Source organism: Ruegeria sp. CDSC054, assembly GCF_059610645.1.
In genome coordinates this window covers 421,528-433,938 of record NZ_JBXWOA010000001.1, presented here as the reverse complement: position 1 = coordinate 433,938, position 12,411 = coordinate 421,528, and the positions used below count along the sequence as shown (strand labels likewise).

Below are 12,411 nucleotides of genomic sequence, written 5' to 3'. Positions count from 1 at the left end.
GGGTTTTCCCCGCCTTTTTCTTTTTCAGAAGCCGATAACGGGTTTCTTCGGGTCCAGAACCTCTTCCTCGGCGATGTAAGTCTGAAACTTTTTGGCGGACAGGGAGGATCGGACCGCCAGACCAAAAATGACGATTGAAAACAGAACACACAGCAAAATATCCCAACCAAAGGGGATTTGCTTAAGCGCACCTTCCCCGAACTGTCCCAGGAACGAGATCAAGCCGATCCCTCCGAAATAGGGAACCAGCCACAGGGCCTCGGTCACGTCCATTTCGTCCAACCGATTGTGGAACCGTGCCAGAAGAAGAACAAACCCGACGATCAACGCGATGCCAAGCCGCCAAACGGTGTCCCAACCGCTCCAATAAACGATGAGCGTGGCGACAGCGAAGGCCGTGATGGCCACCACTTTGACGAAAGGGATGCGAATGGAACGCGGGTGGTCCGGCATCAGGCGGCGCAGGCACACAACGGCGATTGGCCCAACGGCAAAAGATACGACTATGGCCGCACCATTCAGGGCAATAACGGTGGTGAACGGGACCGTAAGAAGGAACAGAATTCCAATCAGAAAGTTCAGAGACAAGGCCCACAAGGGCACCCCAAATGAAGACAGTATTTGCAAACGCTTTGGCAGGAAACCGTTCTGTGACAAGGCCAGCGCGATACGCGCGTTCGAGCCGGTGGACACCAAACCGTTGCCAAAGGGGCCAATGACCGAGCCGACATTCAAAACGCTCAGGAACCAGACGATCCCAACGGATAGGATGACCCCGTCCAATGGCCCCTGACCGCTAAAATTCAGGCTTGCCCAGCCGTTCTTCAGCATCTCTGGGTCAAGCGCGCCGATAAACGCGATCTGTAATCCGACGTAAATGGCTGCACACAGAATGATGGACAGCACCAGCGCCGCAGGAATGGCCACTTTGGGGTTTCGAACCTCACCGGCCATATCGACCACATGGCGGAAACCGATGAAGGAAAAGATGACGCCTCCGGTCGAAACGGCCGCCATTATGCCCTGCAAGCCGTACGGCGCAAAACCACCCGGTTGGGTGAAGTTCCCGGTGTCAAATCGATTTGCGATCAGCAGAACCGACAGCACGATAGGAATGGCAATTTTGGCCCATGTCAGCGTCGCGTTGACTTGCGTGAAGAATTTTACCCCCAACGCATTAATGACAACGAACAACAACATGAAAAACAACGCCACGGCGATACCCGCGCCGGTCAGAGTGCCCGTATCGGCCGTGTGCAACCACGGAGCATAAGGCCCGAGGTATTTCAGCATCGCCTCGACCTCAATCGGGGCGGTGGTGTTGTACCCAATCCAGGCCGTCCACCCCATTGCCATCGAAACGATGTTGCCGTGCGAAAACTGGGGGACGCGGGCGATCCCTCCGGGAATGGGCAGCATGGCCGAAATCTCGGCGAAGGTTATCGCAAGAACGAACATGGCCACCGCGCCAATGATCCACGAAAGGATAGCGGCAGGACCTGCGTGTTGAACTGCGAGGAGGGGGCCGAACAACCAGCCGGAACCGATAATTCCACCGACCGAAATGAAGGTCAGGCCGACAAGGCCAATATCCCGTTTCAATTTGGCCATGCGAAACCCCGTGCTTCAGCGCCGGTTGATCACACGGCAGATGGAGGAACGATACGCAGCTGAAATGCAAGCTGGCAAGTATTGTAATTTCAAGGCCTTAGAAGGCGTTGATTCTGAGGAAGTGGAATGGTGGGTGATAAGAGATTTGAACTCCTGACATCTTCGATGTGAACGAAGCGCTCTACCACTGAGCTAATCACCCGTAGGCGGTGCTGTTACAGCGACTCGGATCGGTTGGCAAGGTGGCCGGTGGTGAATTCGATCCAGCTCATGAAAAGCTGGTTTTCTGCCCCCGTGGGTAGATGGCTCAATCGGAAAAAATCAGGTTCTTTGAAAAAACTTCAAAACGCCGCTTGACGATGTCGGGGCGTAGCCATAATACACCCAAACGTTCAGCGATGAACAGACAGCGGGCGGTTGTAGCTCAGATGGTTAGAGTACCGGCCTGTCACGCCGGGGGTCGCGGGTTCGAGCCCCGTCAACCGCGCCACTGCTGTCAGCCTGGATCCGGGTTAAGGGATCACGAAAATAGATGCGCGGTTGTAGCTCAGTTGGTTAGAGTACCGGCCTGTCACGCCGGGGGTCGCGGGTTCGAGCCCCGTCAACCGCGCCATTTTCCTTTAAGTCAGCGTTGAAATCGTAACTTGTTGCACGCTTCGGCGTGTCAGTTGCGATGCTGCTTTGTTGGATAGGCGAATAAATGACAGTTCTTGCTTTGTTCTGATTTTTCTGTTGGAGTTCCAGCGTCGTTCACCTATTTCTAAGACACTTGTGTGTTGGGGGCCAAAAATGGCTGAGCTGAAGAATATCGAAGTGCGTGGAGCGCGCGAACATAACCTCAAAGGTATCGACGTGGACATCCCACGTGATCAGCTCGTGGTGATCACCGGGCTGTCGGGGTCTGGTAAGTCGTCTTTGGCTTTTGACACGATCTATGCCGAGGGCCAGCGGCGCTACGTTGAAAGCCTGTCAGCCTATGCGCGCCAGTTTCTGGACATGATGGAAAAGCCGGATGTGGACCACATCAGCGGCCTTTCACCGGCCATCTCTATCGAACAGAAGACAACATCCAAGAACCCGCGCTCGACCGTCGGAACGGTCACCGAGATCTATGACTATATGCGCTTGCTATTCGCACGGTCCGGAACGCCGTACAGCCCGGCCACTGGGCAGCCGATTGAGGCGCAGCAGGTTCAGGACATGGTCGACCGCATCATGACGATGGAAGAGGGGACGCGCGGATACTTGCTCGCCCCCATCGTGCGCGACCGCAAAGGCGAATACAAAAAGGAATTCCTCGAACTGCGCAAGCAGGGTTTTCAGCGCGTGAAGGTCGATGGAGAATTCTACGAGCTGGATGAACCGCCCACGCTGGACAAGAAATATCGCCACGACATTGATGTTGTAGTCGACCGCCTTGTCGTGCGTGAAGGGATGGAGACCCGGCTGGCCGACAGTTTGCGTACCGCGTTGGACTTGGCCGACGGTATCGCCGTTCTGGAAACCGCGCCGCGTGAGGGCGATCCGGAACGGATCACCTTCAGCGAGAATTTTGCTTGCCCGGTCAGCGGCTTCACCATTCCTGAAATCGAACCCCGTTTGTTTTCGTTCAATGCTCCGTTCGGGGCGTGCCCGGATTGTGACGGTCTGGGCGTCGAGTTGTTCTTTGACGAACGTCTTGTGGTGCCGGACCAGACCCTGAAACTATACGACGGGGCCTTGGCTCCCTGGCGCAAGGGAAAGTCGCCGTACTTTCTGCAGACCATCGAAGCGATTGCCCGACACTATGAGTTCGACAAGAACACGCCGTGGAAGGACCTGCCACCAAAGGTGCAGCAAGTGTTTCTGCGCGGTTCCGGCGACGAAGAAATCCAATTCCGCTATGATGAAGGCGGGCGGGTCTATCAGGTCACCCGCAGCTTTGAGGGCGTGATCCCGAATATGCAGCGCCGCTATCGGGAGACTGACAGCGCCTGGATTCGGGAAGAGTTTGAGCGGTATCAGAACAACCGCCCCTGTGGCGCCTGTGAAGGCTATCGCCTACGGCCCGAGGCGCTGGCGGTTAAGATCGCAGGCGCGCATGTTGGGCAGGTTGTGCAGATGTCGATCCGCGAGGCCCTGGCCTGGATCGAAGATGCACCGAACCATCTTAGTGTCCAGAAGAACGAAATCGCGCGTGCCATTCTCAAGGAGATCCGTGAGCGGCTGGGGTTTCTGAATAACGTTGGTTTGGAATACCTTACACTGTCCCGTTCAAGTGGAACTTTGTCCGGTGGCGAAAGCCAGCGTATTCGTCTTGCCAGCCAGATCGGATCGGGTTTGACAGGGGTTTTGTACGTCCTCGACGAACCGTCTATCGGTCTTCATCAACGGGACAACGACCGTTTGCTTGGGACGCTCAAGAACCTGCGTGACCAGGGTAACACAGTGATTGTCGTCGAGCATGACGAAGAAGCAATCCGCGAGGCGGATTATGTTTTTGACATCGGGCCGGGGGCTGGCGTGCATGGTGGTCAGGTTGTCAGCAAGGGCACACCCGATCAAATCGCGGCTGATGCGGCCTCGATGACCGGGCAATACTTGTCGGGAACCCGCGAGATCTCGGTCCCGGCCGAGCGACGCAAAGGGAACAAAAAGAAGGTTACGGTCGTCAAAGCGACCGGGAACAACCTGAAAAACGTGACGGCGGAGTTTCCGCTGGGCAAGTTTGTCTGTGTCACGGGTGTCTCCGGCGGCGGGAAATCGACGCTTACGATTGAGACGCTGTTTAAAACTGCCTCCATGCGTCTGAATGGCGCGCGGCAAACGCCGGCGCCCTGCGAAACCATCAAAGGGTTGGAGCATCTGGACAAGGTCATCGACATTGACCAGCGCCCCATCGGGCGAACTCCGCGTTCGAATCCAGCGACTTACACCGGGGCCTTCACGCCGATCCGCGATTGGTTTGCCGGTCTGCCCGAGGCAAAGGCGCGCGGCTACAAACCGGGGCGTTTCAGCTTTAACGTCAAAGGTGGTCGTTGCGAGGCATGTCAGGGTGACGGCGTCATCAAGATTGAGATGCACTTCCTGCCTGATGTCTACGTCACCTGCGAAACCTGCAAGGGCGCGCGGTACAACCGTGAAACGCTTGAGATCAAGTTCAAAGGCAAGTCCATCGCCGATGTACTGGATATGACCGTCGAAGACGCGCAGGAATTCTTTAAGGCTGTACCCTCAATCCGCGATAAAATGGATGCACTGGCGCGTGTCGGGCTTGGCTATATCAAGGTTGGGCAGCAGGCGACAACGCTTTCGGGAGGTGAAGCGCAGCGCGTGAAGCTATCAAAGGAATTGTCCAAACGGTCGACCGGGCGGACTTTGTATATTCTGGATGAACCGACCACAGGACTTCATTTTGAAGATGTCCGTAAGCTGTTGGAAGTGCTGCATGAACTGGTCGATCAGGGCAATACGGTCGTTGTGATCGAACACAATCTGGATGTCGTCAAAACCGCCGACCACATCATTGATATCGGCCCGGAAGGCGGCGATGGCGGTGGTGAGATCGTGGCAACCGGGACACCCGAGAATGTGGCCGAGGTTGATCGCAGCCATACCGGCAGGTATCTCAAGCCGATGTTGGACGGTGCGCGCGTTGCTGCGGAATAGTGCCGTTCTTTAGTAAAGAATATCAGCCACTGCGCCGATCAGGTTCAGCACCTTTTGCGTTTCGGGGTCGACACGATAAACGTAATCGCCGGCGCGAATGTAGGATCCGCCGCGATTCAGACCATAGCGGTAGGGATCATTGATCCAGCGATAGTCACGCGTGATATAGTCGCCCTTTTTGTACAGGTTTTTTACCTGACCCGGCGGAACACAGGGCACTGCTTTTTTTGCCAAGCCTGGCGGGCAATGACCCGCCTTACTCTTTCCGTTCCCAGCCATTGCAGTAGCCGGACTTAATGAAAGCGCGGCAATGGTCAAAGTAACAGACAAAATTCGCGACATCATGTTTCCTTTCGCGTTAAAGCGCGGTTAGGAAACAGATGGCCGCTGTTTGTCTGCCGGTCAACCCGATGGGCAGGAAGTCGCTACCCTGTGGCGACTAGCCCCTGGTACGGTTTTCAAAACGTGGCAGCATGGCGGAAAAATCCTTGCCCAGCCCGTCTTCGGATTCGACGAATTTCTCATATAGCGCCGTTGCAACCTGTCCCATGGGCGTGTCTGCGTTCGAACTTTCAGCAGCTTGCTGGCTGAGGCGAAGATCTTTCAGCATCAGTTCAGCCGCGAAACCGGGCTGATAGCCGTTGTCCGCGGGGCTTGCAGGGCCGACACCTGGGGCAGGGCAATAGGCGTTCATCGTCCAGCTATAGCCCGAGGACGTGCTGACCACATCGAACATCTTTTGCCGATCCAACCCAAGCTTGTCGGCCAGCGCAAAGGCTTCGCAGGTGGCGATCATGGTTACGCCCAGGATCATGTTGTTGCAAATCTTGGCCGCTTGACCAGCACCGGATTCGCCGCAATGCACAGCCTTCTGACCCATGATGTCGAACAGCGGCGATGCCTTTTCAAACGCCGCGTCGCTACCGCCTGCCATGAAGGTTAGCGTACCCGCTGCCGCACCGCCGATGCCACCTGACACAGGGGCGTCTACTGCGAGAACGTCCGCTTCTTTGGCCTGCTCAGCGACGGCACGGGCGCTGTCGACATCGACCGTTGAACAGTCGATCCAGACCGCTCCGGGCACAATGGCGGGAATGATCTCTTTTGCCACCGCCCGCAGGATCTGTCCGTTCGGCAGCATGGTCACGACGATGTCGGCACCAGTCGCGGCCTCAGGACCGGAGCTGGCGATAGTGACACCCGGGACAGAGACATCTGCCATGTCAAAGCCGCTGACATCATGCCCTGCTTTGGCAAGGTTGGCCGCCATCGGATTGCCCATGTTGCCCAGACCGATAAACCCGATTTTCATTCCTTAATCCTCCTCAAAAGTCAGCGTGTCCGCGCCCAAAGGTTGTAGCATCTTTGAAACAGCGACAGCCGGTATGTCTTGGTTCTGATGGCGCCAGCTCGGGTTGCGATCCTTGTCGATGATCTGCGCCCGGATACCCTCCAGAAAGTCCCCGTGCTCCATCGCGCGATAGGTGAAGCGATACTCCAGTTCCAACGCCTTGCGTATGGTCAGGTTTGGAGTGCGTAGACGGTGCAGCATTTCGACCGTGCAAGCCATGGAGAGTGGCGAATTGCGCCCGATCAACTTCAGCGCGTCAGAGGCGGTGTCATTGTTCGAGTTGCGCAGGCTGTTCTGTATATCTGCAAGAGTTTCGCCACCGAAATCTGACTCAATCGCATCTTGCATTGCGCCCAACGAGCCTTGGGGCGGCGTTTCGGAATGGCTTTCAAGAATGCTGGCGTCTCCGGATGCTTCAAGCATGTCGATCAGATCCGGCCATTGCTGGATAGGAATGTAATGATCTGCGAAACCGGCCAGAATGGCATCTGCTGGACCCATACGATGACCTGTAGTGCCGAGATATTCACCTAACCGTCCGGGTGCGAGTGCCAGCATCAGTGTGCTGCCGACATCCGGAACCAAACCAATCGAGCATTCGGGCAGGGCGATTTGCGACGTTTCACCCACGATGCGATGGCTGCCATGGCACCCGATGCCAACGCCTCCACCCATGGTGAAGCCCTGTAGAAAGCTGACAACCGGCTTGGGATACTCAAAGATCAGAGCATTCAGGCGATATTCATCGCGCCAGAACTTTCGGCCGTACTCAAAATCGCCCTTGGTGCCAGTCTCATAAAGCTCGGCAATGTCACCGCCGGCACAAAAGGCCTTGTCGCCCTCGGCATCCAGAATAACCAGTTCGACCGCGTCGTCCTCGCGCCAGTTGCGCAGCGCGGTGTCGATCGCCAGGCACATGTCATAGCTGAGTGCATTCAGGGCCTTGGTTCGGGTCAGGGTGATACGACCGGCACGGCCTGCGGTGCGAATATAAATGTCTGACATAAAGTCCTCAGCGCTGAGAGAGCATCTGGCGGGCAACGATGACCCTCATGATCTCGTTCGTGCCTTCCAAAATCTGATGCACGCGCAGATCGCGCACAAGTTTTTCGATGCCATAGTCGGCCAGATAACCATAGCCGCCGTGCAATTGCAGGCATTGATCCACCACTTTCGATCCCGTTTCTGTCACGAATTTCTTGGCCATAGCGCAGAACTTTGTTGCATCGGGCGCGCCCTGATCCAACTTCCACGCCGCCTGACGCAGGAATGTCCGGGCGGCCTGCAATTCGATCTCCATATCTGCCAGACGGAACTGCAGCGCCTGAAACTGGTCGATGGATTGCCCGAAAGCCTTCCGCTCGGACATGTACTGTAGTGTCATGTTCAACCCGGTTTGCGCGGCACCCAATGAACAAGAGGCGATGTTCAGACGTCCGCCATCCAGCCCTTTCATCGCGTATTTGAAACCGTCGCCCTCGACACCAACGAGGTTGGAAGAGGGGATCTTGCAATCGTCGAACTGCACCTGCGCGGTAGGCTGGCTTTTCCACCCCATCTTCTGTTCCAGTGCGCCAAAGCTAAGGCCTGGGGTGCCATCCTCGACATAAACCGTTGAAATGCCCTTGGGTCCATCTTGACCGGTGCGCACCATGCAGACATAGGCATCCGAGTACCCGCCGCCCGAGATAAACGCCTTGGTGCCGTTCAGGGTGTAGCCTTCGTTTGTGCGTTCAGCGCGGGTTTTCAAAGCGGCTGCGTCAGAACCTGAGCCCGGCTCGGTCAGACAATAGCTGAGCACGGTGTTCAAACTTAGAACATCGGGCATGATGCGGGATTTCAGCTCGTCACTGGCAAAGTTGTCCAGCATCTTGGCGCACATGTTGTGGATCGACAGAAAGGCCGCGACAGAGGGGCAGGCCATCGACAAAGCTTCGAACACAAGCGTGGCGTCCAGACGAGACAGGCCAGAACCGCCGCTGTCCTCAGAAACATAAAGGCCGCCGAAACCCAGCTCACCAATGCGCGGCCACAGGTCTTTGGGGATGGTGCCGTCGGCCTCCCACTGGCGGGCAAATGGGGCGATGTTTTCCTGCCCGAAATCATGGGCCATGTCGAAGATTGCGTTCTGCTCTTCGGTTGTTGCGAAATCCATGGATTGCCTCCCACGCTGCCCGTTGAATTGAACGAGTGTTTATTTCTCAATCCTTACAGAAATTTTGCACGGCCAGCAATCACGGGCACATTCTTGTGCGGGAAAACGTGCCAACGTTCAGAGGTCTTGATGGAATTCGTCAATCAAGTGTTGAACCACAGCCTTGCCGGGGTCATCGCCTTTTGCCGCTGCCTCGGCATGTACCCGGCGCTGGCGAGTGGCCGAGGTGCCGTTCTGGGCAATCTGCTGTAGTTTGGCCAACTCGGTCATGGTGCCCAGCGCTTCGGCATCTTCGGCCAGCAGACCCATTAATTCGCCCATGAGTTCCGGCATGGGTTTGATTGAGCGATCTCCGAAGTCAATCATCCCTTCGCCCACGCCATAGCGTTGCGCGCGCCAGCGATTTTCGCCAATCAAGAACCGATCATATTGCCGCCACCTGAGGTTTCTGTCTTTCAGGCGGCACAACATGCGCGTTAACGCCTGCACCATTGCGGCTAGTGAAAGTGCATGCTCCATGCGGGGTTGCACGTCCATGATCCGGGTTTCCAGCGTTGGATATTGGTGCGACGGTCGTAGATCCCACCAAATTTTCGTGGTGTCTTCGATCACGCCCAGTTCGACCAGAACGCCCGTGGTGCGTTCATATTCGGACCAGCCGGAAAAGATCGGGGGCAGACCGGTCCGGGGCAAGTTGTCAAATACCGTTAACCTGTACGAAGACAGACCTGTGTCTTCTCCGTTCCAATAGGGCGATGACGTCGACAAGGCCAAGAGATGCGGCAGAAAGTAGGACAGCTGCGGAATCAGGTCGGCGCGCAAGGCTGAATCGGCCACCCCGATATGAACATGCATGCCACAGATCAGCATACGCCGCGCCACTCCGCCCAACGCGTGTTGGAGGGCGTCATATCGGTCTTTGCGCGTATGTTGCTGCTTTTTCCAGTCGGCAAAGGGGTGGCAGGATACAGCGATTGGGGCAAGGTTGTGCTCGGCGGCGCGTTTCGAAACACAGGACCGCAAGCGTCTCAGATCCTCGCGCGCAGAGCTGATGGTCACATGCGGTCGCGTACCGACCTCAATCTGACATTGCAGGAATTCGGGGCTGACCTGTCCTTCAAAATCGGCCTGGCAGGATTCCATTAACGCGGCAGGCGCTTCGGCGAGTTCCAGACTGTCTCGATCAACCAGCAGATACTCTTCTTCAATGCCCAGCGTAAATTCCTGCTGCATTCCGGCCCTCGCAACTATGTTCTGACCAGTGAATACGGAAATTGTCTTTTTGCCAAGTGTTTGCCAGCTGGGTTCTTGCGAAGCCCCCATACGCACAGGTAAGGAGGCGTCTAGACCGTCACCAAACCCGGAGCCCCCCCGTGAAACCAAGGAAATTCCCCCGGCTGAACGCCGCGCTTGATCGGTTTGGTGTTAAACTGATCGACAAAGTGACCGAACGGGACGAACGCGCGCGCCTTGAGGCGTTTGAACGTGCAGGGGGTCTGACCCGACCTGCCTATGCTCTGTCTCCGGGGATGGAAGGGTTCGACATCACTCACTTGTTGTCGGAATACCAAGAACACTCCGCTTCGCTGGAAGCTCTGAAAGACCCTGCGCGCAACAAGACCGGATATCGTATCAACAACGGGTACTACGACAGCCCGGATGCGGACGCGTTGTATCTGATGATCCGCCGGTTCAAACCCAAGCGTGTGATCGAGGTGGGCTGCGGCAACTCGACCCGTGTGACGCGACAGGCGGTAATTGACGGCGGGTTGCAGACCAAGGTTACCGCAATCGATCCGTATCCACGGGCAGATATCGCGCATGTGGTGGATGAGTTCGAACAAAAACGTCTGGAAGAAGTCGATCCGGCACTGTTCGAGCAACTCGAATCCGGTGACGTGTTGTTCATCGATTCCAGCCACGTTGTTCGCATGAGCAATGACGTCGCGCACCTGTTCTGCCGCATCATTCCGACGCTCAAACCCGGTGTGGTCATTCATGTGCACGATGTTTTTCTGCCCTACGAATATCCCAACCGGTTCTTCTATGATTGCCCGGGCTGGGGTGAGCAGTACATGCTGCATGCCTTGCTGCAATCTGGTGCATATTCAATGCTTTGGCCCGGATATTACCTGCAACAGGATCGCCCCGACGCGGTCGAAGCTTTGCCGTTTTTGAAAGACGGCCGTGCCCAAAGCATCTGGGTGCAGGTCAAAGAAAATTGATCTGATAGTGATCCGGTGCGACAAAGCGCCCGTACCCCTTTCCATAACAAGCTGGAGAGGAGATGACAGCCATGTTTCGTCGCACGTTTATGGGCGCCGCCGCCGCAATTGCACTGACCTTGCCTGTAAAGGCGCAGGCTGCAGATATCGTGGACACCGCAGTATCAGCCGGTTCGTTCAACACCCTTGTCGCCGCTGTTCAGGCCGCCGGTTTGGTCGATACGCTGAAAAGCGACGGACCGTTCACCGTTTTCGCGCCAACGGACGAGGCGTTTGCTGCATTGCCCGAAGGCACGGTAGAAACTCTGCTGTTGCCGGAAAACAAAGATCAGTTGGTCGAAATCCTTACCTATCACGTGGTCCCGGCCAAGGTGATGTCGGGTGATATCGCTGGCAAACGTGCGAAGGTGCTTACCGTACAAGGCGACCGTCTGAGCGTGAACGCCAAGAACGGCGTAAAAGTGAACGACGCTAAAGTCGTTCAGGCCGACATCGAAACCAGCAATGGTGTGATCCACGTCGTCGATGCGGTGATCCTGCCGGAATAAGACCCCCATCTGAGAAGAAGAAAGCCCCGGTTCTGATGACCGGGGCTTTTTCGTTAGACTAGTCTGACTTGGGTTCCGACTTTTACCAGAGGATAAAGCTCCTCGACATGTTGGTTATACAGGCCAATGCACCCTGACGAGCTTTGGCGTCCGATCTTTCGCGTATCATGAGTTCCGTGCACAAGATAAGCTGGCCAACCTAGATACATGGCGCGTGTACCCAGCGGGTTGCCGGGCTCCCCGCCTTCCATACGAACCGGCAAAAGCGGGTCGCGTTCGCGCATCGAGGCGGTCGGCGTCCAGCTTGGGTTTTCCGCTTTGCGCACAACTTTGGTATAGCCGCGCTTGGTCAGCTCTTCGCTCATCGGTACCGAACTGGGGTACAGCTTGTAGGTGCCATCGGGTCCCCAATAGTGCACCGCGCGGCTTGTGATATCGGCCAGCAAAGCGCCAGCGCCCAGCTGGTCAAAATGGTCCTGCCAGTTCTGTTGCGAGAAGGACGAGACATTGCGGCGCACCGGCAGTTGCGTGCTGATCGCCTCTTCTGTTGTTGGGAAAGCATCTGAACTTTGGGCGCGCAACAGCGTCGGTGTCGCAAGGACGGACGCAGCACCCAGCAAGGCGGTACGACGATTAATACGGGAACTGGACACGGATGCCTCCTGAAGGACTGCTCGAGAGTTTCCAGCAATTTAGTGACTGCGTTGCTTCAGGGCCAGATGCTTGGCTTAAATTTTCCGTGAGATTTACATGTTTCACGCGGTTTTTTGCCTGCTCGGACGGGGAATTGACCGGTGTCCGGACAGGGTTTTGCTGTTTGCCGGATAAGGCTTGGGGTATTTTTCTAACTTGGCCCCTCCATTTCCAAGGGAC

Annotated in this window: 10 protein-coding genes and 3 tRNA genes; 5 read left to right on the top strand and 8 right to left on the bottom strand. The window is 56.3% G+C overall.

Translation table 11 applies throughout. The features are described from left to right. Window positions 1-24: 24 nt before the first annotated feature. Both AC2FGC_RS02165 and AC2FGC_RS02160 read right to left on the bottom strand, forming a co-directional pair. Complete coding sequence (locus tag AC2FGC_RS02165) at window positions 25-1,611, bottom strand: APC family permease (RefSeq protein ID WP_496781346.1); 1,587 nt, start codon at window positions 1,609-1,611, stop codon at window positions 25-27. A 127-nt stretch (window positions 1,612-1,738) separates the two neighbouring features. Beyond that, a tRNA-Val gene (locus AC2FGC_RS02160) sits at window positions 1,739-1,813 on the bottom strand. 211 nt (window positions 1,814-2,024) lie between these two features. Here AC2FGC_RS02160 and AC2FGC_RS02155 point away from each other — a divergent pair. From AC2FGC_RS02155 to uvrA, 3 genes are all read left to right on the top strand, one after another. Then, window positions 2,025-2,101: transfer RNA gene (locus tag AC2FGC_RS02155), tRNA-Asp, on the top strand. Between the two features lie 46 nt (window positions 2,102-2,147). Further along, window positions 2,148-2,224 (top strand) — tRNA-Asp (locus AC2FGC_RS02150). A gap of 176 nt (window positions 2,225-2,400) precedes the next feature. Further along, window positions 2,401-5,259, top strand: coding sequence for an excinuclease ABC subunit UvrA (gene uvrA / locus AC2FGC_RS02145; protein ID WP_108858724.1), 2,859 nt, complete (start codon window positions 2,401-2,403; stop codon window positions 5,257-5,259). 9 nt (window positions 5,260-5,268) lie between these two features. Here the strand turns inward: uvrA and AC2FGC_RS02140 are convergent, their stop codons facing one another. From AC2FGC_RS02140 to AC2FGC_RS02120, 5 genes are all read right to left on the bottom strand, one after another. Beyond that, entirely contained in the window at window positions 5,269-5,601 is a 333-nt protein-coding gene (locus tag AC2FGC_RS02140; RefSeq protein ID WP_496781345.1) for a hypothetical protein, read from the bottom strand. Window positions 5,602-5,698: 97 nt separating this feature from the next. After that, on the bottom strand, window positions 5,699-6,571 hold the full coding sequence (mmsB, locus tag AC2FGC_RS02135; RefSeq protein WP_496722639.1) for a 3-hydroxyisobutyrate dehydrogenase: 873 nt from the start codon (window positions 6,569-6,571) through the stop codon (window positions 5,699-5,701). A 3-nt stretch (window positions 6,572-6,574) separates the two neighbouring features. Next, a complete protein-coding gene (locus AC2FGC_RS02130; protein ID WP_496722641.1) occupies window positions 6,575-7,615 on the bottom strand; it encodes an enoyl-CoA hydratase/isomerase family protein in 1,041 nt (346 codons plus the stop codon). Between the two features lie 7 nt (window positions 7,616-7,622). Further along, the gene (locus tag AC2FGC_RS02125; protein ID WP_496722643.1) at window positions 7,623-8,765 is read right to left on the bottom strand and encodes an acyl-CoA dehydrogenase family protein; all 1,143 of its coding nucleotides are present in this window, start codon (window positions 8,763-8,765) and stop codon (window positions 7,623-7,625) included. A gap of 117 nt (window positions 8,766-8,882) precedes the next feature. After that, window positions 8,883-9,998 (bottom strand): carboxylate-amine ligase, encoded by a 1,116-nt coding sequence (locus AC2FGC_RS02120; RefSeq protein ID WP_496722645.1) that lies wholly within the window; start codon window positions 9,996-9,998, stop codon window positions 8,883-8,885. Window positions 9,999-10,138: 140 nt separating this feature from the next. On the opposite strand from AC2FGC_RS02120, the gene AC2FGC_RS02115 reads away from it, so the two are divergent. Both AC2FGC_RS02115 and AC2FGC_RS02110 read left to right on the top strand, forming a co-directional pair. After that, window positions 10,139-10,990 carry a class I SAM-dependent methyltransferase gene (locus AC2FGC_RS02115; RefSeq protein WP_496781344.1) on the top strand — a complete coding sequence of 284 codons (852 nt, stop codon included), beginning with the start codon at window positions 10,139-10,141 and terminating at the stop codon, window positions 10,988-10,990. Window positions 10,991-11,061: 71 nt separating this feature from the next. Further along, a complete protein-coding gene (locus tag AC2FGC_RS02110; protein WP_496722649.1) occupies window positions 11,062-11,538 on the top strand; it encodes a fasciclin domain-containing protein in 477 nt (158 codons plus the stop codon). 53 nt (window positions 11,539-11,591) lie between these two features. Here AC2FGC_RS02110 and AC2FGC_RS02105 read toward each other — a convergent pair whose 3' ends face one another. Beyond that, window positions 11,592-12,191 carry a L,D-transpeptidase gene (locus tag AC2FGC_RS02105; protein WP_496722651.1) on the bottom strand — a complete coding sequence of 200 codons (600 nt, stop codon included), beginning with the start codon at window positions 12,189-12,191 and terminating at the stop codon, window positions 11,592-11,594. Window positions 12,192-12,411: the final 220 nt, after the last annotated feature.